Source organism: Sorangiineae bacterium MSr11954 (genome assembly GCA_037157815.1).
Taxonomy (GTDB): domain Bacteria; phylum Myxococcota_A; class Polyangia; order Polyangiales; family Polyangiaceae; genus Pendulispora; species Pendulispora albinea.
The window spans coordinates 4,464,404-4,490,510 of sequence record CP089984.1 but is presented as its reverse complement, the minus strand read 5'-3'; the positions used below and the strand labels follow the sequence as shown (position 1 = coordinate 4,490,510).

General features: G+C 66.8%; 20 protein-coding genes. 7 read left to right on the top strand and 13 right to left on the bottom strand.

Translation table 11 applies throughout. The features are described from left to right. Positions 1–87: 87 nt before the first annotated feature. From LZC94_17680 to LZC94_17655, 6 genes are all read right to left on the bottom strand, one after another. A complete protein-coding gene (locus tag LZC94_17680; protein WXB19056.1) occupies positions 88–1,149 on the bottom strand; it encodes a hypothetical protein in 1,062 nt (353 codons plus the stop codon). After that, a complete protein-coding gene (gene cmk, locus LZC94_17675; GenBank protein WXB19055.1) occupies positions 1,146–1,844 on the bottom strand; it encodes a (d)CMP kinase in 699 nt (232 codons plus the stop codon). The genes LZC94_17680 and cmk overlap by 4 nt, the downstream gene beginning before the upstream one ends. 38 nt (positions 1,845–1,882) lie before the next feature. Beyond that, a complete protein-coding gene (gene aroA, locus LZC94_17670; GenBank protein ID WXB19054.1) occupies positions 1,883–3,232 on the bottom strand; it encodes a 3-phosphoshikimate 1-carboxyvinyltransferase in 1,350 nt (449 codons plus the stop codon). Continuing rightward, the gene (locus tag LZC94_17665; protein WXB19053.1) at positions 3,225–3,536 is read right to left on the bottom strand and encodes a hypothetical protein; all 312 of its coding nucleotides are present in this window, start codon (positions 3,534–3,536) and stop codon (positions 3,225–3,227) included. Before LZC94_17665 ends, aroA begins: the two co-directional genes overlap by 8 nt. 114 nt (positions 3,537–3,650) lie before the next feature. Continuing rightward, positions 3,651–4,685 (bottom strand): hypothetical protein, encoded by a 1,035-nt coding sequence (locus LZC94_17660; GenBank protein WXB19052.1) that lies wholly within the window; start codon positions 4,683–4,685, stop codon positions 3,651–3,653. Positions 4,686–4,791: 106 nt separating this feature from the next. Further along, positions 4,792–5,682 (bottom strand): chorismate mutase, encoded by an 891-nt coding sequence (locus LZC94_17655; protein ID WXB19051.1) that lies wholly within the window; start codon positions 5,680–5,682, stop codon positions 4,792–4,794. Positions 5,683–6,217: 535 nt separating this feature from the next. Here LZC94_17655 and LZC94_17650 point away from each other — a divergent pair. Next, complete coding sequence (locus LZC94_17650) at positions 6,218–6,808, top strand: helix-turn-helix transcriptional regulator (GenBank protein WXB19050.1); 591 nt, start codon at positions 6,218–6,220, stop codon at positions 6,806–6,808. A gap of 66 nt (positions 6,809–6,874) precedes the next feature. Here LZC94_17650 and LZC94_17645 read toward each other — a convergent pair whose 3' ends face one another. From LZC94_17645 to LZC94_17630, 4 genes are read right to left on the bottom strand one after another with little or no spacing between them, the layout of a single operon-like run. Beyond that, the gene (locus LZC94_17645) at positions 6,875–9,775 is read right to left on the bottom strand and encodes an AMP-binding protein (protein ID WXB19049.1); all 2,901 of its coding nucleotides are present in this window, start codon (positions 9,773–9,775) and stop codon (positions 6,875–6,877) included. Continuing rightward, entirely contained in the window at positions 9,772–11,094 is a 1,323-nt protein-coding gene (locus tag LZC94_17640) for an HAD hydrolase-like protein (protein WXB19048.1), read from the bottom strand. Before LZC94_17640 ends, LZC94_17645 begins: the two co-directional genes overlap by 4 nt. Continuing rightward, positions 11,091–11,885 (bottom strand): type 1 glutamine amidotransferase, encoded by a 795-nt coding sequence (locus tag LZC94_17635; GenBank protein WXB19047.1) that lies wholly within the window; start codon positions 11,883–11,885, stop codon positions 11,091–11,093. The genes LZC94_17640 and LZC94_17635 overlap by 4 nt, the downstream gene beginning before the upstream one ends. Before the next feature lies 1 nt (position 11,886). Beyond that, positions 11,887–12,612 carry a 2OG-Fe dioxygenase family protein gene (locus LZC94_17630; GenBank protein ID WXB19046.1) on the bottom strand — a complete coding sequence of 242 codons (726 nt, stop codon included), beginning with the start codon at positions 12,610–12,612 and terminating at the stop codon, positions 11,887–11,889. Positions 12,613–13,148: 536 nt separating this feature from the next. Between LZC94_17630 and LZC94_17625 the strand changes: the two genes are divergently transcribed. After that, entirely contained in the window at positions 13,149–13,844 is a 696-nt protein-coding gene (locus tag LZC94_17625; GenBank protein ID WXB19045.1) for a hypothetical protein, read from the top strand. After that, on the top strand, positions 13,841–14,704 hold the full coding sequence (locus LZC94_17620; protein ID WXB19044.1) for a hypothetical protein: 864 nt from the start codon (positions 13,841–13,843) through the stop codon (positions 14,702–14,704). Before LZC94_17625 ends, LZC94_17620 begins: the two co-directional genes overlap by 4 nt. 45 nt (positions 14,705–14,749) lie before the next feature. On the opposite strand, the gene LZC94_17615 is transcribed toward LZC94_17620, so the two are convergent. Further along, positions 14,750–15,673, bottom strand: a complete 924-nt coding sequence (locus LZC94_17615; protein WXB19043.1) for a GGDEF domain-containing protein — start codon at positions 15,671–15,673, stop codon at positions 14,750–14,752. Between LZC94_17615 and LZC94_17610 the strand changes: the two genes are divergently transcribed. The 4 genes from LZC94_17610 to LZC94_17595 all read left to right on the top strand — a co-directional run bounded on the left by LZC94_17610 (position 15,672) and on the right by LZC94_17595 (position 23,786). Next, the gene (locus LZC94_17610; protein WXB19042.1) at positions 15,672–16,016 is read left to right on the top strand and encodes a hypothetical protein; all 345 of its coding nucleotides are present in this window, start codon (positions 15,672–15,674) and stop codon (positions 16,014–16,016) included. The genes LZC94_17615 and LZC94_17610 overlap by 2 nt on opposite strands. A 285-nt stretch (positions 16,017–16,301) precedes the next feature. Then, positions 16,302–19,928 (top strand): chromosome segregation protein SMC, encoded by a 3,627-nt coding sequence (smc, locus tag LZC94_17605; GenBank protein WXB19041.1) that lies wholly within the window; start codon positions 16,302–16,304, stop codon positions 19,926–19,928. Positions 19,929–20,137: 209 nt separating this feature from the next. Continuing rightward, on the top strand, positions 20,138–22,036 hold the full coding sequence (locus tag LZC94_17600) for a PhoX family protein (protein WXB19040.1): 1,899 nt from the start codon (positions 20,138–20,140) through the stop codon (positions 22,034–22,036). A gap of 19 nt (positions 22,037–22,055) precedes the next feature. Then, a complete protein-coding gene (locus LZC94_17595) occupies positions 22,056–23,786 on the top strand; it encodes a hypothetical protein (GenBank protein ID WXB19039.1) in 1,731 nt (576 codons plus the stop codon). Positions 23,787–23,858: 72 nt separating this feature from the next. Here LZC94_17595 and LZC94_17590 read toward each other — a convergent pair whose 3' ends face one another. Then, on the bottom strand, positions 23,859–24,515 hold the full coding sequence (locus LZC94_17590; protein ID WXB19038.1) for a Uma2 family endonuclease: 657 nt from the start codon (positions 24,513–24,515) through the stop codon (positions 23,859–23,861). 190 nt (positions 24,516–24,705) lie between these two features. Continuing rightward, on the bottom strand, positions 24,706–25,998 hold the full coding sequence (locus LZC94_17585; protein ID WXB19037.1) for a hypothetical protein: 1,293 nt from the start codon (positions 25,996–25,998) through the stop codon (positions 24,706–24,708). Between the last annotated feature and the right edge of the window lie 109 nt (positions 25,999–26,107).

Here is a 26,107-nt window from a genome sequence, read left to right as displayed (position 1 = left end):
ACTAAGGTACCACGCGGGCTTTCGCGCGCGAGCGGACTTCCGCCTTTTCTTCCATCGCTTTGCGCGCGTTCGCCCGCGCCTCAGTCGCTAATCGTTCTCGGCGTTCGCAAAACTCCGAAGAACATCGGGCGGCAATTTAGCTGTAACATGCACGGAACGCCCGGCGCGCTGGACGGTGGCGCTTCGCAGGAACGCGAGGCGCGGCGAGATCTTCTCCGGCACGTAGGCGATGAGCTCTTCCGCTCTTCCACCCGCGCGCTCGGCGGCCTTGTCCTCGTCGTAGTCGAGGATGGCAACCACATTTCCTTGCTGCCCCGACCTCAGGACCAAACGCACATCGAGCAGACGATCGAAAATGGGCCGCAGCCCGCTGCGGGCCACGCCGCGCAGGCGCTCGAGCAGCTCACCCTGAAGGCGGATGGAAAGCGGCGAGGCTTCGGAGCCCGAGGGCGCAGTCCAGAGGCTCGCCGGCGGTCGCGGGGTCACCCGGCCGGCCCGCTCCACCAAGCGCTCGCGCACCCGTTCGGCGCCGGCGCCGACCCCCAGCACCCACGTGCGCTCGCCCACGACATACAGCGTTCCCGGTGGATCCGACTCGCGCGACTCCAGCGCGAGCAGGCCGTTGGGCGTGTGCGACGACGCTCTCCAGGGCGACTCGCCCGTGTCGTCCAGGACCTTCTCGACGTCGATGCTCGCGGGCACGCCCGATACGATGAGCACCGCATCGAGCGGCTTCGAGGAGCGCACCGCCAAGAGCAGCTCCTCGGATTGTTGGATGGCCTGCAAGGTGGTGCTCCCCAAATACGAGGCGCGGCTCTCGCCGGCGGCCATCCGGCTCGCCTTGCGCACCAGAGGTCCGTAGATGGGATCGTGCGTCAGCGTGTTGGGTAGGAGCGCGACCGTCAGATCGTGCGAGGGGTCGACGATGTCGCGGACCCAATTCGTATCGTCGGGGGCGCACGCGGCGAGGTGGGCCTCGGGGGGGTTGGAGGCGCAGGCGCCAAGGGAGAGGGTGAAGAACGCCGAAAGAGCGGAAAGAGCAGAAAGAGCAGAAAGCGCGGCAGCTCGAACGAGGGCGGTGCGTGGTTTCGTGGGGAAGAGGGAGCGGACGGCGGTACCCGTCTTCGGGCTGGCCGGACGGGGGGTCATGGGGCGGCGATTTTGGCCAGGACGATGGCGGCCATTTTGGAGACGGTGATGTCGACGGTGGAGCCGGAGGAGTCGATGAGGATCGCGGTCTCCGCCTGCCGGAGGGGGGCGTGGGCGCGGTTCATATCGTTGGCGTCGCGTTGTTTGACCTCTTCGAGGATGCGCTCGAAGGTCACGACTTGCCCCTTGTCCGTGAGCTCTTTGTAGCGCCGGCCGGCGCGGATTTCGGGGGAGGCGGTGAGGAAGAATTTCACCTCGGCATCCGGGAAGACCACGGTGCCGATGTCGCGGCCCTCGAGCACCACGCCGCCCGATGCGCCCATTTGCCGCTGCAGATCGAGCAGCGCGGCGCGCACCCCGCCGTGGGCGGATACGGTGCTGGCACCCAGGCCCATCTCGGGGGTGCGGATGGCGTCGGAGACATCTTCGCCGAAGAGTTTCACCTTGGGCCCGCCGGAGGAGCGCTCGAAGACGATGGCATTGCTCTCCACCAACGAACGCGCCAGCTGCGCGAGCGCTTCCCCATCGTCGAACGGGACCGCCGCGCGCTCGGCGGCGAGCGCCACGGTTCGGTAGAGGGCGCCGGTGTCCACCAGCACGAAACCGAGCCGCTCCGCCAGCCGCCGCGCCACGCTGCTCTTCCCCGCCCCCGCCGGACCGTCAATGGCAACGATGGGCCGTACCCGCAAAGACATACCCCGACCCTAGCACCCGTCGCCTGGGTTGCGCGCCGTCATGTCACGTCCAAGGTCGCCCCGAGGCCTCGGAGCGTGCCCACGAAGCGCGGAAAGCTGGTCGAAATGCAGTCGACGTCCCGCACCTTGGTGGGCGCGCGGCCCAGCAAACCAAGGACGGTGGCGGTCATGGCGATGCGATGATCGCCGCGGCTGTCGATGTCGGCCGGCTCGAGAGGGCCCTCTTTTCCTTCGATGGTCAGGCCGTCGGGGAGCTCCTCGCAGCGCACCCCGAACGCGCGCAGCACCGTGGCCATGGTGGCGATGCGGTCGCTCTCCTTCACGCGAAGCTCCTCGGCGTCGCGGATGGTGGTGGTCCCCGAGGCGCGCGCCGCCAGGGCACAGGCGATGGGGATCTCGTCGATGGCGCGCGCCACCGTCTCGCCGCCGATGCTCCCGGCGCGCAGGGGCTGCGTCCACGCGTGGATGTCGGCGATGGGCTCGCCCGCGCGCTCGCCTTGCGCCTCCACCGAGATCCCCGCCCCCATGTCGCGCAGGATTTCGAGCAGGCCCGTGCGGGTCGGGTTGGTGCCCACGGCCCGCGTCACCACGCGCGAGCCCGGGACGATCTGCGCGGCCACGAGCAAGAAGGCGGCGGCCGAAATATCGCCCACGATCTCGATGTCGAGCGCCGGCATCTGCCCGCCCCACCCCGCGGGGTCGAGCTCCACCATGGTCCCCACCGTGCGAAGCGGGACCCCCAGGGCCGAGAGCAGGCGCTCGGTGTGGTCGCGCGACAAGCTCGGCTCCTTGAAGTGCGTGGCGCCGTGCGCAAAGAGGCCCGAGAGCAAAATGGCGCTCTTGATCTGCGCGCTCGACACGGGGCTCTCGTATTCGAGCGGGCCGAGGTACTCGTCCTCGCGGAGCCCGGCGATTTCGAGCGGCGCGGTGATGTCGTTCGCGCGGGTGGGGTGCGGCGCGCCCTCGATGCGCGCGCCGCGCGCCCGCAGAGGACCGACGATCCGCATCATGGGGCGCTTCATCAGCGAGTGATCGCCCACCAGCTTGGAGGCGAACGGCTGGGCCGCGAGGATGCCGGTGATCAGGCGCATGGTGGTGCCCGAGTTGCCGCAGTCGAGCACCTTGTCGGGGGCGCGCAGGCCGTGGAGGCCGACGCCCTCGACCGTCAGCTCGCTCTTGCCGGTGGTCTCGATGCGCACGCCCATGGCGCGCAGCGCGTCGGCCGTGGAGACGTTGTCGGCGGAGAAGGAAAAGCCCGACACGCGGCTCTTGCCGTTGCAGAGGGCGGAAAACAAGAGCGCCCGATGGCCGATGCTCTTGTCCGAGGGGACCGGGACACTGCCGGTCAGCGCGCGTTCACCAATGGGATGGATCGTAAGGTCAGTCACCCGACCAATTTGCCATCACCAGCAGGGCTCCGGCGAGCGCCGTCGACGCCGCAATGCAATAAAGACCCAAGGTGCGGGCTTTCGTGCGGCCGCCGTAGCGGATCAGCATGCTTCCCACGAACCCCGCGCCAAACCCCAACCCGGCGAGCAGCGCGAAAATGCTCTGAACGAGGCGGAACCCCGACCCCGTGATGGTCCGCCACACGAAGAGCGTAAACAACGCCGCGTGCGCGACCGCATCCGCCGTGGCCAGGACGCGGGCCGCGCGCTGGAGGCCACCCCCAGGAGAATTTCCGAACGCCATCTTGGAACAGTGAGCCGCCCGCCGCCCGCGCGCAAGCCTCCCGCGAGGTATCCGGTCCGGGCGCATTGCGGAGAGAGCTCGACTCTCGCGCCCCGCGGAGAGCGCGACCGCACCTTAAAACGCGTACTTCTCCACGGCGCCCAGCAAATTGCGCAAGGCTTGGTCATCCACCCCGAACTTCCATTGCACGCTCGCGCTCGCCACCTGGATGTCGAGGTTTTGAATCCGAGGAACCAGGCCGGTGACCGCCAGCACATTGGCCAGGCGGTTGGCGCTCTCGATGCCGCGCGCCCCCGTCTGGGCTCCCTCCGGGGTGTCGTAGGTGAGGTTTCCCGAGACCTCCATGCCCGGCTCCTTGAAGTTCCCCAGGATCCGCACCTTCTGCAGCCCGCGGAGCCAATCGAGCTTCAACGCGCCCGCGCTCACGTTCGCCAAGTTCTGCGTCGACAGATCGGCCGCCAGGGCGGTGGCTGCCCCCGGCGTCTCCAAGGTGGCGAGCATCCAGTCGGGGATTGCCCGCTTCGCCCTGCCCTCCTTGATGCGATCCAGCGCCCGGCGGATGCCCGTCTCGGTCCCCGCCAGCACCGTGCGCGCGGTCAGAACGCAGATGCCCACGTTGTTCAACGTAAAGATCGTGCGCCCCGCGTACGTCGACTCCACCAGCTGCCCGCCCGCGCCCTGCGGCTGCCCGACGGCGCCGCCCGCTCCACCTGCGCCGCCCGCGCCGCTCGACGCTGTGTGCTTGCGCGCGAGCTCCGCGATCTTCTTCTCGTCGAAGCGGCCGACCACGACCGCCGCCACGTCGACCCCTTGCATGCTGTAGCTGCCGACCAAGACGCGATCGACGTCGCGCGAGGCGCGGAAACCCGCCTCCTCGCCGATGGGAATGAGCCGCTCCGTCAGCCGCCCGATCTGCGGCCCCAAGGTGCCGCTCGCGTAAAAGGCCCGTGCGTCCACGTTGGTGACCGCGATGGGCGACGCCGGGAGCAGCGCGATGGGATCGGCGTCGATCTGCTCGGCCGTCATATCGGACGCCGAGCGCGCGGTCACGCTGTCCTGCGACGCGCCTCCACAGGCCGGGAGCAAGGACGGGCCCAGCGCAAGCGCCGAGCAAAGCAGCAGATGCGGCAACCGTGCCGAACGTGACAAGCGTGACAAGCGTGACAAGCGTGACAAGCGCGAAAAGACCGAAAGCAGGACGTTCACTCCGACCTTGCGGTCGTCGTCTACCTCGAAGACTCGGTTCATACGTCCTTCATACTGAATAAGAGCCGAGGACCTTGAAAAACTTCGTCAGGCGCCTGGCCTCCTCGAACGCCGTCACCAGCGGACGGTCCGTGGTGTGGCCCGCGACCTCGACGAAAAAGAGGTAGTCCCACCCCGATCCGCCCTGCGATCCGGCGGCGCCGGCCGTTGCCGGGGGCGCCCCTACCGTGGACGTGGAGGAGCGGTAGCCCGGGGCCGGCTGGGACTGGATGCGTAAGAGGTTGACCCCGCGCTCGGCAAATTGCCGGAGCACCTCCAGCAGCGCCCCCGGTGTGTCGGACACGTTGAAGACGAGCGCGGTCACGTCCTCGCCCGTCCGGCTCGATGGGCGCCGGCCCACCACGGCATAGCGAACACGCTCGCTCGTCTCGTCCTTGGGTGATTCCACGGCGGACACGATCTTCAAGTCGGTGGCGAGCAAGGCCAGCACCGTGGCCTGCACGACCCCCTCGAGCTTGGTCTCCATGGGCACCACGGCAAACTCGGCGCGCCGGCGGGTGACCTCGTCGAGGGCGGCCGCCGTTCCTTCGACGGCGACCAAGTCGGCCGTCTTTCCAAAGCGCGCGCGCGCGGCGCCGTGCGCAGGGCTGGACTCGGGGCCGGCGTACACGACCTTGACCGGGAGCTCGAGGGCCAAGCACGCCGAGAAGATCTCCCGAAAGATGGCCTCGACGCTCTCGGCGGGCATGTCGCCGTGCCCGTGCGCCACCAGCTCCTGAAGGCTCTCCCGCTCGCTCCGAAGCTGCGGGACCTCGTCGGCCCGAATCTCCCGCAGCTTGCGGGAAAGCCGAGCTCGATGATCGAGCGCTGCCAAAATCTGAACGTCGAGTTTGGCGATTTGTTGCAAGAGCTCCACACCCGCGCGTTTGCGATCGCTCACAAGCGTACAAGTTAAGCGACGAGGTGCTCTCTGTCCATACGCCCCGCTCCTTCCCACGCACGCCTACGTGCACCTCGCGCCGAGAGTGCACTCGAAGTCATGCCGCGCCCCCATCCGTCGCGGCCGAGCGAGAACGAAAGGAACCAGGTGCGATCAGGGCCCGAACAGGACACGACCGGGAAGAAACGAAGAAGAAACCTGGAACAAACCGGGCAACTCCAGGAAGACCTGCGCGCGCAAGATGGTTTAGGGTGCATGAGAGACCGCCCGCGATGACGTTGCGCTCCCCCAATGCCGTGTGCGTGTGCCTCTCTCTATCTATAAAAGACGAACCGCCGACCATGCAGATGACGAGATGACATCAAACATCCATCTCGATGCGCTGCGGACGAGCTTCCGTTTGACGGACATCCTTTCCATTTAAATCGCCCCACTATTTCAACTACGGACTTGCCGAACTCGGTATTTGTGCCAGGAACGGATACTCCGTCCATCCGTACGACAGGGGGGGCAAAAAACCCGAGGGGTCGAGCCGATGACGATGCTTGACGAGGATCCATTTCAACTCAGCGACATGCTCCGTCGCTTTCGTATCTTGCGGGGGATGAAACAGGCGCACTTGGCGCAGCTCTTCCGTGTTTCGCAAAGCGCAGTTTCCAAGTGGGAGAACGGAACGGCGGCACCGAGCGCCGAGCAGCACGGGCAAATCATCGAAATACTCGGCGCCAAGCCCAGCGCCGTACGGGATACATGGCTGGCGCGTTTGGTCGAGAGCTCGAATGAGCGCGTCCACGCCATTTGCGATATCACGCACAAATTGTTGATTGCCTCGCCAGCCCGCTACACCGAGTGGGGCACCGACCGACACGACATGTTCAACCGCCCGCTCCTCCAAGATGCGCCCACCGATATCGTGGAGGCCGAGCGACGTTTTCTCTCATTTGCCCACCGGCACGCGCTGGAAAAACCCATCGTGCTCAAAACGGAAGGCCAGTCCTTGGGGCGGTATCAAGTCGAACCCGGCTACCTCCTGTGGGAACGCCTGCAGCTCTCCGACGGTACCTGGGTGCGCCTCGCGACCAGCATCACGGCCGAGCGCATTCCCAAGGGCGCCATTGCCGTCTAGCCGCTGAATCGGAGACGGCGCGTGCTTCGACGAGGAAGCGGCACGCGCCGTTTTTTTATCCATCCTTCAGCGAAAGTGGGTATTCACTTCTGCGACCCGGAACGACCCACCAACCACCTGGTTGGGCTGCTTTTGAAAGCGCTCCGAAAGCTTTTTCAGGGCCGGGACAATCGGGCGGAACGACGGGACGTTGATCCACAATCGCAGGAGCAAACGCTTTCCGCTCTCGGCCCCGGGATCATCGAACGCGGTTCGCGAATGGAGAACCGTGTAATTGTTCACGAGAAGGATATCGCCGGGCTCCAACCGCAAACGCAGTTGAAGATCCGAATGGGCCGCCACCTGATCGAAGCGGTCGAGCGCCCGCCGTTCGCGCTCCGAGAGGCGAACGCCAAAGCGCTGCTCGGCGAGCTCGATGAACGCCCGCAAGTAGCGGCAGCTCACGCGGCCGCTGCAGTCGCTGAAGACGGGGATGCGCTCGGGTAGGGCATCGGACGCCGCAAACGGCGGGTCGCCGGCTTGTCCCGTTTGCCCCGCTTGCCCGCCTTGTCCCGCTTGATCGGGGTACGCGTACACGAAACCTTGGCGCAGAACCTCCATGGCCTCGCGCACGTCGGGCGCGTTCGAGGCCGCGAGCTCGTTGAAGATGCGCAGGGAGCTGACGAGCGCCGTCTCCCCGCCGCAGCGGGCGTTCCGCACGCAGAACAGCGCCAGCATGTCGGCGGTGTCGCTGTGGAAGTCCAGCGCCTCGTTGGAGAGGTAGCCGCGGGCGCCAGGCTGCGCGCGGTGGCACACGTGGGTCAATCGCTCGCCCGCCTCGTTCTGCGGCATGAGCCGGCCGAGCGCGGAGCCGACGGCGCCCAGCATGTGCTCGAGATCCACCACCGAGGCCTCGACCGGGAACCCGCGGAGCACCGCGAAGCCCACCCCGTCGCGCGTCTCCAGCAGCGCGCGCTCGATGCGCCGATCGATGCTCGAGAGGAGCTCCGCCGCGCTGCTTCGCGCCGCCAAGCAGTTCGCGAGCGCGTCGTGCTCGCGCGCGGTGAGCTCGAAGAGCCAGCGCCGGTCGGCCTCGAGATCCGCCGCGCTCCACGCGATGTCCACTTGGTTCGGAGACCGCGCCACCGTCTGGCGCGTGATCGCCGTCGCCTCGCGCGCGAACACGCGATCGAACAGCGCGGGGAGCTCGCCGCGCTCGAGCGCCGCCGCCGCCGGAATGCGCACCTTCTTGGCGCTGGTCCGCAGCCGCGGGAGCGCTCCGGAAGCCACGAGAACGACCCGCACCGTCGCGAGCGGGAACACGCCGAAGAGCGCCTCGGCCATCGCGCGCGCCACCTTGTCCCACGAGGCCGGCTCGCCGCCGTCGCCCGCCAGCTCTTGCAGCGCCAGGAGCTCCACCGCGGGCTGCGCGCCGCACGGCTCGGGGTGCTCGAGCGGGCGGGTGGCGACATTGTGCTCGCCCGCGCGCGGACCGCACGCGCACCGCATCACCGACTCGATGCGCTCCGCAGGCACCAGCGCGCAGCCGATGGGCACCGCCTCCTTCACGCGGCCGCGAATGAAGATTTCGCCATCCTTCAGAAAGCCGATATCCCCCGTTGGAAAGAACGGAGCGCCCGACGCGCCGGACGATCCATCGACGGGCCCGAGCTCGCGCGAAAATGCGTCCTTGGGATCGGTCACGTACCCATCGAACAGGGAGTCGCTCTGGAACTCGACCCGCCCGAGGGTCTTGTCCGGCAGCGACTTTCCATGCTCGTCGACCACGCGCACGGTGACGCCATGGCTGGGGGTGCCGCAGCTGATCACGGCGATGTCGTTGTCCAGGCGCCCTGCCAGCTTCACCCGGCCGCGATCGAGCTCCGAGATCTGCAGCTGCAGCTGCGTGGGCCGCCGCTTGGTCGAGGTCGCGATGAGGCCCGCGGCCTCCGTCATGCCGTACGCCGTGAAGATGCAAAAGTCGCGGGAGGCGCGCGGCTCGAAGTGGCGCTCGACCAGCTCGTAGGTGCTGCGCGCCAGGGGCTCGCCGCCGATGATGATGGCCCTCAACGCCGGATACCGCAGGTCCTCGACGTCGGGATTCGGGCGCGGCTGCACGAGCGCGCGCAAGAGGCCATCGCCGCACGCCAAGTGCGTGCACTGCGACTCGGACAAGTAACGCAGCCACGCCGCGGGCTGCTCCACGCTCAGCATTTCGTGCGCGCGCGCCCCCGCGCCGCGGGCCATGAACACACCGCACGCGCCCATGTAAATCGGCATGATCAGGCCGACCATCAGCCCCGCGGAGTGATACGGCGCGCCCAGGACCGGCAAGCGATCGCCCGCCGCGTACCCCCAGCGCTCGGCCACATAGAGCGAGTTGAACGCCACCGCCGCGCGCGACAGCCGCACCACCTTGGAGCGGCCCGTGGTCCCCGACGTAAAGAGGAAGTGCTGCGGCGCCTCCAGCGGGCGCTCCACCGGGTGCTCCAGCGCATCGCCCGCGTCGCGGGCCTCGGCGAGCTCGCCCTCGGTGTACGCCGCCGCCCGGGCCGCGCCGCGCCAGACGTCGAGCTGCCCTGCGTCGCGCAGGAGCTCGAACGTCGCGCCGTCGAAGAGCACCACCTCCGGCTCGAACGCCGCCACCAGCGGCGCCACGATGGTCGCAAAATCACGGACCTCGTGCGGCTGCGCGGGGACCGGCACCATGGCCGGCGCGATGCCCGCGAACTGGCACGCCAGATAGAGGCAGGCGGCCTCGGGCCCGGCGTTCACGGCCAGCGCCACCCGCGAGGCATCCAAGCCGCGGCGCACGAACGCAGCCGCCAAGACCAGCGCGCGCTGGCAAAGCGCCTCGCGGCTCAAAGGCACCGCCGCCTCGCCGGAGACCGCGAACGGCACGAAGACAGGTTGATGCGGATCGTGCGCCGTGTGCTCCACCACGCGCTGGCAAAGGTCCGCGAGCCCCCTCTCGAGATGCGCGCTCATGCTGCCCGCTCGGCGTGATGCTCGACGTGACGCTCCACGTGACCAAACAGCTTCTCCCCCGCATCCCCCTGGATCCGAGGGACCAGCCAGCCCGCGTCGCACCCGGTCGCCCGCACCCCCACCACCAGGCGATCGACCGCGTTGGAGGCGAGGATCGTCTCCACCGCCTCGGGCGCGGCATAGCAGATGGCCGCTTCGATGCGCGCGCCCGGGAGGCGCTCGCGAAGCGCGGCGGCGGTGGCCACCACCGTGTCCCCCGTCGCGCTCACCGTATCGAGAACGAGCACATGACGGGTATCTGCGCGCAAACCGGTGGATGTCTGAACGTCCACTTTGTTCGAGCCCTTTTCCTTTTTGCCAATGGCAAAGCAACTTGGCGGCCCGCCGAAATGCGAATTGGCGATTGGCCACATCGCCATACCGGCGCGGGCAATCGGCACCAAGAGCTCCGGACGTGCGAGCTCGGCGTGGGGCGAGGTCAAAAGATGGCGGGTCATGCTGGAGATCATCTGCTGCGCCTTGTGGCGGGGGATGTCGGCTTGGCAGAACGCCCTTAAATAAGTGGAGAGGCGCGAGGGTGGGCCCTCGCGATCCATCTTGTCCAGCACGCATAGCTGCGCGGTTTGCGCGACGGGCGGGAGGGCCTCGCGGGCTTGCTCGATGAGCCGGGCCAAATCCGACCAGCGCGCGACGGTGTAGTCGGGGCCGAGCGCACGGCACGCGTCCGGCGCGCCATAACCAAAGGAGACCCACGCCGATTGCGCTCCGATGGCGCGCGCGTAACGAATGTCGGTCGGGGTATCGCCCACCACCAGAAAATCGGCGGGCTCGACGTCGGGAAAGACCGGCGCGATGCGCTGCTCGAAGCTCTTTGGATCGGGCTTGGTCGCCAGATCGCCCTTGGCCGCGATGACCGTGTGGACGTAGGCCTCGAGCTCCAGGTGGCGCAAGGTGTTCTGCACCGCCACCTCCCCTTTGTTCGAGACGATGACGAGGGGCACGCCGGCCTCGGCCAGCGACGCGAGCGCCTCGCGGACTCCCGGAAACGCCGCCGTGGCGTGGACCCCCAGGCCGCCGTTGTAGATCTGGCGATAGACCGTCACCCACTCGCGGCACTCGTCCGATGCGGGCGCGATCTCCGGCGCCAGGGCGGCGATGGTCTCCTCGAGGGTGATGCCGCGGGCCAAGGTGGCGTCGATGGCATCCGCGCTCGGTGCGGTCTGGCCGCGGGCACGGAAGGTCTCCGCCAGCACGGTGGAGATCGCCCGCTGCGTATCGCACAGGGTTCCGTCGAAGTCCGAGATGATGGCCCGTATCATCGGCTACCTCGCATCGGCACCGCGCTCGGGATCTCCCGCACGCGCGGCGCGCCCGCAAAGCGCAGGACCCACTCGCGGACGATACCATCCGTGCGTGTGAGCGTTCGATTGCGCTGGATGGCGTCGTCGAACACCGTCCGCGGCATCGTCTTGGGTACGGCCATGATCGCCTCCTGGTAAGACAACGTGTACTCGGGATGAAACTGGATGCCCAACACCTGTCTCGTTTGATCGTCCAAAACGAACGCCTGCACGGGGCAGCGCTCCGTGCTGGCGATGATACGCGCCTCCGAGGGTAAGGCGAGCACCTGTTCCCGATGGTTGAACAGCGAAAATATTTCGGGTCGAACCGAGCCCGGCCGATCGCCGGCGGCCTCCCCGGCGCCCGCGCCCGCGGCCTCGCGCATCCACGCCGGGTGCTCCTGGATCGCCACTGGCCAGAGCCCGACGTTCCAGCCCGAGGGCCCTTTTCCAACCCGGCCGCCGAGCGCCTTGGCCAGGGCTTGGTGGCCAAAGCAAAACCCGATCAACCGTGCTCCCGAATCTGCGGCTTTGCGCAAGAACGCCAGCAGCGCGCGAATCCAATCGCAGTCGTCGTCGACCGAGTGCCGGCTGCCCGTGATCAGGCAAGCGTCGTAGCGGCGGGGATCGGGCAGCGCGCCGAAGCGGACCTCGTACACGTCGATGGCGACGTCGCCCCCGAGAAACCTTCGAAACATATCGGGCAAATCACCGTGCGCGCCAATCAAGTCTGCATTGACGTAATCGGCTTTCAGGAGCGCGACCCGCACGTTATACGGCCTCGGCCACGTCGAAGAGCTCGGGGGCCGCGGGGATCGTGCGGACCAATCCGCGCAGCGGCTTCGCGACGATGTCGACGATGATCATGTCGCGCCAGGTTTCGTGCCCGCCACAGCGCGGCGTAACGGGCGATGCCGTATGATACATGGTTCGATCATTGAAAAAGACGAACTCGCCCGGCTTCAAATCGCACTCCACGGCGATGGCGTCCGGGCTCGGCTCCTCGGCCAGGATGCTGGTCCCCCCCGAGACGTTCTGCCGCGCCACGTTGATGTGACACGAATAGTCGTATCCGTCTTGGTGGAACCCCGGCGCCGGGGCGCCCATGAATTGGTCATTGGCCCGCACGCGAACGAAGTTGATACCGAAGAAATATTCCCGCCCCCACTTCAGCGGCGAGAAGGCGAGCACCGTCTGGAGCAGCTCGTCGCAGACGCCGCTCGCGAGCGAGGCCTCCGTGAGCGGCGCCGGATGCCTCGCGACCGTCTGCGCGTGGAACTTCTTGGGCTTGTTGAAATGCTCGAGCAGCGCAGGATCGTGCTCGAAGCGCTCACCGGTGAACGCGAACGCTCCGAAGCGGCGGCTCCGGGAATGAAAGCCGTTGTTCTTGTAATCGACGACATCGGGCTCGAGATGATCGAAATGAGCTCTCAGGTTATCGACGAGCACCGCCGGTAACCGTCCGAGGATATAGCTTCGGAATTCCAGATACGACATAGAGTCTCTGCCTTTCTCGATTTCGGAAAAGAAAGCCGGGAGGCTCAATTGCAATGAGAGGACGACGTGGATCCACGGCGATCCGCGCTCCTGGGCGAAGGTTTCCGGGAGCGTCGAAGACGATGGCGTAACCGGCAAATCACCATGTTCTTCGGCCCGGTCATGCAGACGTTTTCGCGATCGATCGTCTACATCGAGGGATCATATCGCTAAAGCGAATGACTTTATGTACCGGCCCACATGCGGCCAAGGAATAAATTATTCTCACGCCGCCGCGAGAATCCTGCGCCGGCATGCCCCGAAGCGACATCCATCCGTGCGCCTACAAACATTCATCGACCAGTCGGTTTGAATATCGCGCTGTTTCGATTTTTCGAAGTCGTCAAAATCGATAATTCGAAATCGTGCAGGCTGCTTTTTCGAGCCCTTCGCCGTGTTCAGGCCGTAGCACGGGAATTTTACATTGAAGAGCCCGTTATATCTCCGCGGATCGTTTCAGGGCGGGCGGGCCTGCGACATTGGAGTATCATCACGCAGTGACGCTCTCCCGCGCGGATCTCACGGACCTGGCGAACAAATACGCTGAGATGCTTCGCCTGCGTCGTCCGGATCCCAGCGCACCCGATCCGCGCGCGGCCATGGCACGACTGGCGTCCACCTTTCCCGGTGTGCTTCGCGAGCTCGACGACTTTCCGCTCGAGGTCCTCGAGGGTCGCCTTGCCGCGCTTGAGCGCATCTGCGGGGACGCGCCGAATGAGCAAGATGCGCGGAGCGTCGCGAAGCAGAGCATCGAGAACCGGCAAAGCATCGAGAACCGGCAGAGCGCACAGAACGCGACGCATCGTGCCGAGGGCGCGCGCGCGGGCGAGGATGTGCTCGATGCGGCAAACGGGGTCGAGCCTTGGATGGTCGCGTGCGTGACCTTTCATCGGCTCGCCCGTGGGGCGCTGGCGGCCAAGCGCTGGCTCGGCGGGCGAAAAGCCATCGGCGCCGAGGTCATCGCCGCGTTCGCGGACGCGCTCCCCTCGCTTCCGTTTCCGAGCGATGCGCGCACCTGGGAACACGATCTTCCCGCCCTCGCCAACCCGCCGCGCGGCCGTCTCTCGCAGCTGATCTTCGAGCGCGCGGGCCTGGAGATGGGGCTCTCGGCGCGCGACGTGCGCCTCCTCGTCTTCGGACCGAACCGCCGGGAGAGGCGGTGCGGACGCGAGGTGGGGGGTCTCGCACCATGACGCTCTCTGCGCCGCCATCGTCGCGTTCGTCCAAGCCGAGCCTCTCGGGCGGCACCGAGTCCACGACCAACGTGCGGGCGCTGTCGCTCCTCTGGTTCATCCCGTTCGCGGGCGCGCTGCTGGTGGTCGCGACTGGGATCGCGGTCCCCTCCCCCACGGTGCTGATGGTCTTTCGGGTGGAGGTCTCGTTCGTCGAGGCCGTGGCCTTCATCGGCAGCGCGCTCGCCGCCCGCGCGTTCGATCGGGGGGACTACCTGCGCACCGCGTGGGCCCTGCAGGCGGCCTGCTTCTTCTTCCTCTTTTTCTCGGACTTGACGAGGTTTCCTGCGGTGGGGCAGATCGACCCGACGGGGACCTTGCGCACCGTGCTCTCGATGATCGCCAACGGGAGCGCCATCGTGGGCGCATGGCGCTTCGGGCGCGCCTGGGGCGAGGCCGATCTACCCGATGCGGCGCGCACGCGGCGCCGTGCTTACATCGCGGCGGCGGTGGTGGCCCTGGCGCTCGCCGGCGGTCCTCTGGTGAAGGACGTGGGCTGCGTGCTGGCGTCGGGGGATCGGGAGGCGCTCACGAACATTTGCTCGGAGCTCGGCGACATTGGCTCGCTTTGCCTGCTCGCGCCGGTGCTGCCGACGGCCATCGCCTTGCGGGGCGGGAAGCTGGCGTGGCCGTGGAGCCTCTTGGCGGCGTCGCTCATCGCGTGGCTTTCGTTCGATGGGGCGGTGGCCATCGCCGACGGCGCCAATGGGGACGACGTGACCAAGCGCACCTTGGTCGAGGTGTTCCGGACGTTGGGCAGCTTGTTCACGTGGTCGGCGGGGATCGCGCAGCGGCACGTGATGCGGATGGGAAAAGATTGATGGGCTCCCCCGACCCTCCTCCCTTGGGAGGAGGGAGCTCCGCTCCTATTCGACCCGGTTGCGGCCGCCGCGCTTGGCGGCGTAGAGGCGCTCGTCGGCGCGTTGGATCATGTCGGGGGCGGATTTGTCGGTCTTCGTGAAGAGCGTGAGGCCGCAGGAGATGGTGACGGGGATGCGCTCGCCTTGGAACTCGAAGGACGCGGACTCGATGGAGGCGCGGAGGCCTTCGGCGACGGTGCGGGCGGCCTCGAGGCTCGTTTCGGGGAGCACCACCGCGAACTCTTCGCCGCCGTAGCGGGCGAGCACGTCGCTGGGGCGCAGGCGGCCGAGGACCAGGCGCGCCACCTCTTTGAGCACGTGATCGCCGGTGACGTGTCCGCGCTCGTCGTTGATGCGCTTGAAGTGATCGAGGTCGAACATCATCAGCGAGAGATCGCGCTCGTGCCGGCGCGCGCGGCCCATCTCCTTCTCGAGGTGCTCGAGCAGGTAGCGCTTCAAGTAGGCGCCGGTGAGCGCGTCGATGATGGTCATCCGGTAGATCTCTTCGTGGTAGAGCGCCTCGACGTCGTCGCCCGCGAAGTACTTCAGGATGTTCGACCCGATCTTCATCCGGTCGCCGTTCTCCAGCTTTCGCTCGGACACCACGCGCTCGTCGTTGACGTACGTGCCGTTGGTGGAGCGCTGATCGGCGCACCACCAGGTGTCGTTGCGTTCTTCGATGACGCAGTGGCGGCGCGAGACGCTGTCGCCCTCGAGCACGATCTGGTTCTCCTCCCCGCGCCCGATGCGCGTGGGGTTCACCAGCACGAAGCGCTTGCCGAGCTGCGTGGGATCGCTGGTGTAGATGACCACCAAGCAACCCCCTTGCGCCAAGACCGAGCCGAGCACCTTCTGGCCTCGGGGATGCGTGACGCGTGTCTTCGCGCTCTCCGCGTCGTCGTCGAAGTCGTCGCCTTCCGGATCACGCATGATGCGCGTTGGCTACGAGCTTCCGCCCTTGCTCGCCCCGCCACCACTGCCCGAGGAGCCGGAAGAACTGGAAGCGCCCGACGAGCTGCCGGAGCCCCCCGAGCTGCTGGAGCTGGACGACGTGTCGGACTTGGCCGCGCCGCCGCCATTCGAGCTGCCCGAGCTGCTCGAGCTCGATTCGGACGAGCTGCCGTTGGATTTCCCGGACGGTTTCGTGGACGAGTACAGATCGGCGTACCATCCGCCCCCTTTGAGGATGAAGTTGCCCGCGCTGATCTGCCTCCGCGCGGTGGATTGGTGGCACTTCGGGCACACTGTGGAGGCTGGCTCCGAGATCTTCTGAAGCTCCTCCCACTGGTTCTGGCAATTCGAGCAGGCGTACTCGTAGGTCGGCATGATGTCTACGGCGCGAGATATGGATGCGCGAGCCCTCTGTCAAGCCGCCTTGGATGAGGCGCCTGAAAGAGCCACAAACATTAGACACCCGATCCAGGGGCCCGCCAGTTTCTTCTTGCCGGAAAGTCGAACATTTCGTAGCTTCCAGTGACCTTATGTGAAGTGACCATACGTTTGGCATGTGGTCACCCTCGGGGACGTGGAGCGAGCTGGCCTCGCTCTGGGAGCGGAAATGAAGATCAAGAAGCTCGAGATGGTCGGGTTCAAGTCGTTCGTCGATCGGACCGTCGTTCATTTCGACCATGACGTGATGGGCATCGTCGGCCCGAACGGCTGCGGCAAGTCGAACATCGTCGACGCCATCCGTTGGTGCATGGGCGAGCAGTCGGCGAAGCACCTTCGCGGCAAGGCCATGGAGGACGTCATCTTCAGCGGCTCCGAGTCCCGCCCGGCCAACGAGTTCGCCGAGGTGACCCTCACCTTCGAGAACGACACCGGCGATGTCCCGCTCGAGTACAAGGACTTCCCCGAGATCGCCGTCACGCGCCGCCTGCACCGAAACGGCGACAGCGACTACATGATCAACAAGACCGACGTCCGCCTGAAGGACGTGACGGATCTCTTCCTCGGCACCGGCGTCGGCACCAAGGCGTACTCGATCATCGAGCAGGGCAAGATCGGCCTCATCGTGAGCGCGAAGCCCGAGGACCGCCGCCTCTTGATCGAGGAGGCCGCCGGGATCACCAAGTACAAGTCGAAGAAGAAGCAGGCCGAGCGCAAGATGGAGATGACGCAGCAAAACCTGCTGCGCGTCGGCGACATCGTGGCCGAGATCGAGCGCAACCTCGGCTCCCTCAAGCGCCAAGCCGCCAAGGCCGAGCGCTTCATCGCCTACCGGCGCGAGGTCGAGGATCTGCAGCTCTACGAGGCGTCGCACCGCTACCTGGAGCTCACGGGCTGGATCAAGCTCGAGGCGGGCGAGGTGGAGCGCTTCCTCAAGGACAGCGAGGAGGCGCGGGTCGCCCTCGCCGCGCGCGAAGCGGAGCTCGAGACCTTCCGCGTGCAGATGCACACCGCGGAGGAGGAGCTCGAGCGCGCGCAGAACAAGAACTTCGGCGCCGAGAACGAAGCGCGCGCCGAAGAGGCCGCGATCGCGCGCGCGCAGGACAAGCTCGAGGGGCTCCGCCAGCGCGACGAGAAGGCGTCGGCCGAGGAGCGCGAGGTCGAGGCGCAGTGGCAGCGCGTGGTCTCCGAGCGCGAGACGGTCACCCAGGAGGTGGCGGAGTCCGAGGGCATCGAGGAGACGCACGCGTCGCTGGTCGGCGGCGAAGAGGACCAACTGGCGGAGCTGGTCGCGAGCCACAACGAGGCGGAGCAGGCCGTCAAGTCGCTGCGGCAGCGGGTCTCGCAGGCGCAAGCGAACATCGCCAGCGCCGAGGCGAAGCTCGCCGGCACCGAGCGGCGCAAGTCCGAGATGCAAACGCGGCTCGACAAGGTGGTGGCCGAGCGCGAACGGCTGGAGGGCGAGCGCCTGGAGCAAGGGTCGCGCACGTCGCGGCTGGAGCAGGAGATCGCCGATCACCGGCAGGGCAAGGAGCTCGGCGCCGAGGAGCAGGTGCAGCTCGAGGCGCGGCTCGAAGAGCTCAAGGCGCAGATCGCGTCGGGCGAGCGGTCGCTGGAGGAAGCGAAGAACGAGCTCGCGCGCAAACGGTCGCGGCTCCACGCGCTCGAGGACATGTTGGCGCGGCTCGAAGGGGTGGGCGCGGGCGTGAAGGCGCTGGTCGCCACCAAAGATCCGGCCCTGTGCGGGCTGGTGGCCGATCGGGTGGAGGCGCCGGCGGAGCTCACCTTGGCGGTGGCCGGGTGGCTCGGCGGGCGGCTGCACGACGTGGTGGTCGAGGATGCGGATCGCGGGCTCGAGCTGCTCGGCGATCTCGCCGCGCAGAAGAAGGGGCGCGCGGTCATCGTCCCGCGGGCGCCGCGGCGCGCAGCCGCTTCGACGGCGAACGGCGCGGGCGGCGCCGAGGGCGCGCTGAACGGCTTCCGCCGCTTGGTCGAGGGTCTGCGCTACGCCGCCGAGGATGAAGCGCTGGTGCGCTCGCTCTTTGGCGACACCTTGGTGGCGAGCGACATCGCCGAGGCGCTCCGCATGCGCGAGGCGCTGGGCGAAGCCCCCGTCGCCATCGTGACCTTGGGCGGCACGGTGTTCTTCCCCGATGGCCGCATCGCCGGAGGCACGGGCGAGGACGTGGCCGCGGGCATGCTCGACACCAAGCGCGAGACGCGCGAGCTCGCCGAGGAGGTGCCGCGGCTCGAAGCACGCGTGGCGGAGCTGGTGGAGGAGCACCAAGCGCTCCGCATCGCCTTGGGCGAGACGCAAGGCGCGCTCGACAGCGCCCGCCATCGCGCGCACCAAGACGAGCTGTCGCTGGTGCGCGCGGAGAAGGATCTGCGCGCGCTCGAGGGGCAGCTCGAGACCATCGAGCGGCGGCTGGAGGCGCTGGCGATCGAGGTCTCCGACCTGGGCTCGGCGCTGTCCGAAGCCGACGACGAACGAAGCGAGACGCAGCGCCTGCTCGACGAGGCGAACACCCTTCACGAGGAGGGCAACGCGCAGCTGGGCGAGTCCGAGGCGCTGGCCGAGTCGTGGCGCGAGCGGGTCGACATGCAGCGGCAGGTGCTCACCGAGAAGAAGGTGCAGCTCGCGGGGGCGCGCGAAAAGCTGACGGCCGCGCGCGCGACGTTGAGCCGGCTCGAGCGAAGCGCGCAGGAGCTCGAGGAGCGCCGGGTGCGTCTGCAGGCGGAGATCCAGGAGTGCGCCAGGGCCGCGGGCGAGACGGGCGCCGTGTTGGTCGCGCACCGCGAAAAATTTGACGCCGCGCAGGAGATCGTGCGGGCGGCCGCCGAGGAGCTGGCGCGCAACCGCGCCGAGGTCGAGTCGTTGCGCGTGGTGTTCGGCGAGCTCGAGGGGCTGCTGAAGGATCTCCGCGCCGCCGCGGATCTGGCGCGCGAGGAGCTCGGGCGGCACGAAATGGGCTTGCGCGAGCGGCGCCTGGCCATGACGCACCTCCTCGATGGCGTGTCGGAGAAGTTCCGCGGGCTCGAGCTGGGGCGGGTGGTCGGCGACTACCATATGCGGCCGCCGCCGGACGAGGAGACGCACAACCGCATCTCGGAGCTGGTCACGCTCATCGAGCGCATGGGCAGCGTCAACCTCGACGCGGTGCGCGAGCACGCCGAGGCCGAGAAGCGCTTCGAGTTCTACTCGACGCAGAAGGCCGACCTGGAGAAGGCGCTGTCGGACTTGCAGCTGGCCATCCAGCAGATGAACAAAGAGTCCAAGCGCCTCTTCGCCGACACGTTCCAGGCGGTCAAAGAGAAGTTCGAGGCCACGTTCCCCGTGATGTTCCGCGGCGGCCGCGCCTCGCTCCGGCTCACCAACCCGGAGGACATGCTCGAGACGGGCATCGACATCATCGCGCAGCCGCCGGGCAAGAAGGTCTCGAGCATCGAGCTGATGAGCGGCGGCGAAAAAGCGCTCACCGCCGTCTCCCTCATCTTCGCCATCTTCCAGATCAAGCCCTCCCCCTTCTGCATCCTGGACGAGGTCGACGCCCCGCTCGACGAGGCAAATGTTGCAAGATACAACGAAATGATCCGCAACATGACGGATCGTTCGCAGTTCATCTTGATCACGCACATCAAACGAACGATGCAAATGGTCGACGTGCTCTACGGCGTGACCATGCAGGAGTCGGGCGTCTCGCGGCTGGTGAGCGTCAAGATGAACGAGTCTGCCGAGAAGCGGCAGCGGCCGGGCATGGCGGCGACCGAAGGCAATACAGCGGCCGTCGCGTAAACCGCGTTTTTCAATGCCTTGGTATCCCGAAGACACCTAGGCTTCGCAGATTCGTCACGAGCTTCTTTTAACGTGCGCGCGTCCAGACCGACCTGGACGTGGATGCACCGGCGAGCTGGGCTCGCCGCTTACAAGGGAGCTTCATGGTGAATCATTCGACGCGTAGAGCGCGCTCGCGCACGCTCGGTGTCACGCTTTTCAGTGCCGCGTTGTTGGTCGCTGCCTGCAGCGACGATGGAAAGGACGGGTCCAATGGGGCGCCGGGATCTCCGGGCGCCCCGGGAGCTCCAGGAGCACCAGGGGACAAAGGACCGCCGGGCGAGAGCCCCGACGGTGGCAAAGGCGGGGGCAAGGACGACGCGGGCAAGCCCGGGCACACGTTCGCCTTCTCGCCCATCGGCGCGGTGTCGACCGACGCGGACAAGCGCGCGGTGCTCTCGTTCGCGACAGCCCGCATCGACGGCAACGAGTTCAATGTCGGATACCAGACGGAGCTTCGCTCGCGCGCGTCGCTCGCCCCCGGCGTCTTCGGGCGCCTCGTCGCCAAAGACGGCACCCCCCTCACCGATCCGGGCGACGGCTCGGAGGTGGTCTCGCCGTCGAACGACTTTTCATCGCTCCTCCCCGTGGGCGGAAAGATCTGGGAGATCACCCACTTCGAGACCACGCCCGCCGCGATGTACCTCACGGAGCTCAAACAGGACTACGACGGCTACCTCACCCCGGTGAGCACCAAGCCCATCGACTTCGCGGGCGTCGACGGTCTCTGGACCCCGTGCGCGGGCTCGGTGACCCCGTGGGGCACGCACCTCGGGAGCGAAGAGTACCCGCCCGACGACAAGGCATTCCAGGATCCGAGCATCACCGAGGCCAAGAAGTTCAGCAGCTCGATCCGGGACATGCTCCGCTACTGGAAGGTGGACGCGACCACGGCCACCGCCGACGAGGCGCGCAAGGTCTTCAAGCCGTACAACTACGGCTACGCGGTGGAGATCAGCGTCGACGAAGCCGGAAAAACGACGGTGAAGAAGCACCCGGCGATGGGGCGCCGCGCCCTCGAGCTCGCGTACGTGATGCCGGATAAAAAGACCGTGTATCTGACGGACGACGGCACCAACGATATCTTTTCGATGTTCGTCGCCGACAATCCGGGCGACCTCGGCGCCGGGACCCTCTACGCGGCCAAGTGGAACCAGACCAGCGCGGCGGGCGCTCCCCACGGGACCGCGACCATCTCCTGGATCGATCTCGGTCACGCCACCGACGCGGAGCTGGCGGACAAGATCGCCACCACCAAGTTCGCGGACATCTTCGAGGCGGCGGCGCCCAAGGCCGCAGCACCGTTCTGCGACGCGGGGTTCACCAGCGTGAACACCGACTCGGGCAAGCAAGAGTGCCTCAAGCTCAAGCCGGGCATGGAGCGGCTCGCGTCGCGCTTCGAAACGCGGCGCTATGCGGCCTACAAGGGCGCGACCTCGGAGTTCCAGAAGAACGAGGGCATCACCTACGATCCCGACACGCACACCCTCTTCGTGGCGCACAGCTCCCTCTCCAACGGCACGGAGTCGGGCCATGCCACGGCCGACAAGGGCGGGCCCGATCACATCAAGCTCGCCAAGAACGACTGCGGCGCGGTGTTCGCGTTCGACGTCGGCGCCGACTCGACCCTGCACAGCGACTATGTCGTGCGCTCGGCGGCGGCCCTGGTCGAGGGCACTCCCCTCACCGGCGCGGCGGCCTACCCCGCGGGCAGCCCGTATTACGGGAACACCTGCTCGATCAATGGAATCGCCAGCCCCGACAACCTGACATTCCTCCCGGGCTACAACACCTTGATCATCGGCGAGGACACGGGCAGCGGGCACCAAAACGACGCGGCCTGGGCCTACAACACGGCCACCAAGCAGCTGACCCGTATCTTCTCGACCCCGTATGGCTCGGAGACCACCGGCGCTTATTGGTTCCCGAACATCAATGGCCACGGGTATCTGAAGATGCAAATCCAGCATCCTTACGGCGAGTCGGACGAGGACAAAGTGCCGGCCAAATCGCCGGAGCGCGAGTCGTACACGGGCTACATCGGTCCGTTCCCCGCGCTGACGCGCTAGCCCGGGTTGTATGCAGCACATGAAATCGAAGCACCTTTTCATCCCGGGGCTCCTGGGCGGTGCGCTGCTCGCAGGTTTTGCGTGGCACGCGCTCGCCCAGTCCCCGGCCGAAGGGGCCAGCGCCCCGCCCCCCTCGCCTGCGCCGCCACCCGCGGTCTCGGCGAGCGGGCCGGGGCAGCCTGCGCTCGTCAACCTGGCCGCTTATATTCCGCCGCAGTGCTATGCGCAAACGCGGGAAGCTCGAGACGCGCGGGACGCACGCGACGCACGCGACGGAGCCGCGCCGAACGCGCGCCCGCGAACGACGGTGCACAATGGCTGCTTCACATGCCACCACGAATCGCGCCCGCCGAACTACGTGGATGACGAGGACGTGCAAACGACGCTCTCCTTTGCGCGATTCGCCACCGAGAACCATTGGCAGAATTTCCTTCATCGGCCCGCGCCGGCGACCCTCGACGACGCAGCATTGCTCGCCTGGGTGCGCACGCGCAACTACGAGGTCGACGAGGCCAAATCGAAGTACGCACGCGACCACGGCGGCTACGCGGCCGACGCTTATTTTCATTTCGACGAAGATGGATTCGACCATGCGCCCGACGGGCATACGACGGGCTGGCGCGCCTTCGCCTACACCCCCTTTCCGGGGATGTTCTGGCCGACCAACGGCTCCGCGGGCGACGTGCTCATTCGCCTTCCGGAAGCCTTTCGGCAGAACGAGCGCGGCGAGGACGACCGCGCCATCTACCGTTTGAACTTTGCGCTGCTCGAAGCGTATATCCAAGAAAAAGACATTCCCATCCCGCCCACCGACGAGCGCACCCTGGGCGCCGATTTGGATGGCGATGGCCATTTGACCACGGCGCGCCGCGTCGCCTTTCGCTGGCCTCTGCGCGACGGCTTCGCACCGAGGTACGTCGGAAGAGCCAAGACGCTCGATCCGACGAGCGAAGGCCGCATCGCGGCCGGGCTCTACCCACCGGGGACCGAGTTTTTGCATACGCTCCGCTATTTGGATATCGACCCTGGCGGAAATGTGGTGATGGCCGAGCGCATGAAGGAAGTGCGCTACATGCGAAAGAAGCGGTGGCTCACCTATTCCGATTTGCAGCTCGCCGCCGGAGAAGAGGCGCGCGAAAAGGAGAAATCACCCGACAAGCTCAAAAGGCTCCACGGCGACGCCGAGCGCGGCGTCGGAAACGGCGTGGGCTGGGTGCTCCTGGGCTACATCGAAGACCGCGACGGCCATCTCCGCCCGCAATCCTACGAAGAAACCGTCTCCTGCATCGGATGCCACGGCGGCATCGGCGCCACCACCGACAGCACCTTCGCCTTCGCGCGCAAACTCGGCGCCGCGAGCTTTCGCCAAGGCTGGTACCACTGGCGCGACCGCGGCCTCGCCGGCATCCACGAGCCCCGCCGCAAAGACGGCAAAGGCGAATACGCGCACTACCTCACCCAAGTCGGCGGCGGCGACGACTACCGCACCAACGACGAGGTCGAGTCCCGCTTCTTCCGTGCCGATCGCTCCCTCGACCCCGCCGCCGCACAAAAGCTCTCGCGCGACATCGCCACCCTGATCGTCCCCTCCCGCGAGCGCGCCCTCGCCTTGAACCGCGCCTACGTGGGCCTCGTACGCGCCCAATCCTTCGCCCAGGGTCGCGAGGTCACCGTCGGGCACGATCCTCGGGTGGTCAAGGAGGTCGTCCAGGACGACGCGACGGGCATCGACGTGGCGGTCAAGCCATAGGCGCCCGGCGGCGCGGCGCCTTCAACGATGATTCGGGAGAACGGATCGACGTCGTAAGGGCGTAGCTGCCCGCTAACGCTCCCGCGCATCGGGCGACCTGAGCGCCAAAGGAAGGCGGATCGCGTCGCGGAACTCCAGCAGTGCTGCATGTCGGTCCGAGCGGCGGGCGAAGCGCGCGAGGAGGTCCATGTCGAGCGCGGGGAGGAGCTCGCTCTTGGCGGAGCGGACGTACCCACCCTCCGGGCGGCGAACGTAGATGTCGTGGTCGTCCTCCCAGAAGAGCCACACTTCGCGGACACCCAGGCCGTCGTAGATATCGAGTTTATCGAGACCGCCAGGGGCGATGCTGACCTCGATGGCGATATCCGGAAAAGGGCGGAGGACTTCGTCGTGATCGGTGCCGACGAAGTAGCATTCGTCGGGCTCGGCCCCGCGGGATTTGGCCTCGGAGCGGAAGGTCATGGAGCCCAAGGGGAAGATGGCGATGCCGCGCTCCAGCGCAAATAGCTCCAGGAAACGGCTGATCGTCGCCTTCAGACGCTCATGATCGACGGATGGGCTCATCAGCTCCATCGCGCCCTCGCAATAGGCCACCCGTAGGCCTTGCTCCTCCAGGAGCTCCCGAATGGCCACGTAGCGCGCATAAGGGACGCCGTAGACGATGAGTCGCTGCTCCGCGGCCAACGCCCGTTCGTACGGAACGCGGATCGGCGGGGCCCCTGCAGCCATACTCTAAGTTTACGTCAGGACGGGCAAAGATCCACGCCATGGGCTAGCGCAAAAAGGTAGCCCACCCATGGCGCGGGCCGCCGCCGCGCGAGCGCACGTCGATGCTCGCGCGGAAATGCGGTCCAGCTTGCGGCTGCGGGTGCCGGTGCAGCTCACGACTGCGCCGTCGCGAGCCGCGGATGCCCCAACGTCACTTGATGACGATGTCGCCCGTGTTGCAGCCGATGATGACGCGAACCGTTGCTTTCGGATCGGCTTTGAGGTTCGCGCATGCGTTGCCGTTGAGCGTCACCTTCGACGGGGGAGTGTCGAGCGACCAACCGTTGGCGTTGTCTTTGGGGAGCTGCGTCTCCTGGCCAGCGCTGGGTTTGTAGAGGACGTTCACCAAGTTCGGATTGAGGTTCTTCGCGTCCTTCATGGTGAGTTGGAGCTCGCAGCTTTGCACCCTCTGCGCGATGTCGTTGATTTGCGAGGTCAGCTCCCCCTGGATCTGGTCCGCGGATTTCGTCCCGGGCGTTACTTGGTAGTGGCAAGACTTCGTCGCCCCCGGATTGGCGCCATCCCACTCCGGCGTGCAGCCCGGAGGAGCTGCGCCGCCGACGCTCGCGACCTTGCTCAAGAACGTCTCGTTGTAAACCAGCGGACGATCGGTGGGATCGCCGATGCCGACGACGAATGTCGTAATGTTCTTCGTCTTGTATGCGTTGTCGACCGCGGTGATGACGTCCTGCTGTTCCTTTTCGCTGGCCGGGGGATCGTCCGGCTGCGGAATACCGTCCGTCATCAGCAGGAGCACGCGCTTGCCTCCGCCCTCGAGCGAAGCGCTTGCAGGGTTGAAGTTCTCGAGGTTCGAGATGCCGGCGTTGACGCTCCGGAGCAGCGGCGTTCCATTATCCGGCCATATTTCCGGCTTGATGGTCCCCCACAGCGCATCCCGCTGCGTGGGCGTCACGCTGGCGATCGGAACGTTTCGTTTGTCGTTCGCGACGGTGCTCGAAAAGAGATAAAGCCCCACGCCCAACTTGGGGCCCGGCGTGATGCCATTGAAATACGCCTTGAGCGCACCTCGGGCGGCAATCCACTTTTTCCCGGTCTGACGGCTCGTAAACTCGGGATCGGTCTCACGGCGGTCCTTCAGGTAGCACGTCTTCGGAACGGGATTGACCGGCGGATCGCACGGCACCGCCGTGGACGGCTCACCATGACCATCCATGCTCTGCGAACCGTCGAGCACGATGTCCATGTAGATCGGCGCGCGCGCCGTCCCCGACTCCCCCGTCGCACAAGCCGCAAGGTTGCCGCCGCCGATCGAAGCATCGCGCCCTCCCCCGCCGGGGAAGTCACCGCCGGGATCCGAGCCGTCCGGCTTGCTGTTCGGATCTTTGCCGTCGTCGAACCCCGAGCCCGAGTCGCCGCACCCCGCGAGGTGGATCCACCCGGCCAAGGAAATCCCCATGAAAAGAATACCAATGCGTCGCATCAAGCCTCCAAGGTCCCCACCGACATTTCGTTTGCGAGTTCGTACGGCCGAAGGTGTCCTCATTAATGCCATGCGTGCAACCGAACGCATCTAAAATTACCGGCTGGTCGTA

Excerpts from the sequence above, each read along its gene's own strand:
- LZC94_17680 (WXB19056.1), bottom strand. The coding sequence starts at position 1,149 with ATGACCCCCCGTCCGGCCAGCCCGAAGACGGGTACCGCCGTCCGCTCC.
- cmk (WXB19055.1), bottom strand. The coding sequence starts at position 1,844 with ATGTCTTTGCGGGTACGGCCCATCGTTGCCATTGACGGTCCGGCGGGG.
- LZC94_17665 (WXB19053.1), bottom strand. The coding sequence starts at position 3,536 with ATGGCGTTCGGAAATTCTCCTGGGGGTGGCCTCCAGCGCGCGGCCCGC.
- LZC94_17650 (WXB19050.1), top strand. The coding sequence starts at position 6,218 with ATGACGATGCTTGACGAGGATCCATTTCAACTCAGCGACATGCTCCGT.
- LZC94_17645 (WXB19049.1), bottom strand. The coding sequence starts at position 9,775 with ATGAGCGCGCATCTCGAGAGGGGGCTCGCGGACCTTTGCCAGCGCGTG.
- LZC94_17640 (WXB19048.1), bottom strand. The coding sequence starts at position 11,094 with ATGATACGGGCCATCATCTCGGACTTCGACGGAACCCTGTGCGATACG.
- LZC94_17630 (WXB19046.1), bottom strand. The coding sequence starts at position 12,612 with ATGTCGTATCTGGAATTCCGAAGCTATATCCTCGGACGGTTACCGGCG.
- LZC94_17620 (WXB19044.1), top strand. The coding sequence starts at position 13,841 with ATGACGCTCTCTGCGCCGCCATCGTCGCGTTCGTCCAAGCCGAGCCTC.
- LZC94_17610 (WXB19042.1), top strand. The coding sequence starts at position 15,672 with ATGATGCGCGTTGGCTACGAGCTTCCGCCCTTGCTCGCCCCGCCACCA.
- LZC94_17615 (WXB19043.1), bottom strand. The coding sequence starts at position 15,673 with ATGCGTGATCCGGAAGGCGACGACTTCGACGACGACGCGGAGAGCGCG.
- smc (WXB19041.1), top strand. The coding sequence starts at position 16,302 with ATGAAGATCAAGAAGCTCGAGATGGTCGGGTTCAAGTCGTTCGTCGAT.
- LZC94_17595 (WXB19039.1), top strand. The coding sequence starts at position 22,056 with ATGAAATCGAAGCACCTTTTCATCCCGGGGCTCCTGGGCGGTGCGCTG.
- LZC94_17590 (WXB19038.1), bottom strand. The coding sequence starts at position 24,515 with ATGGCTGCAGGGGCCCCGCCGATCCGCGTTCCGTACGAACGGGCGTTG.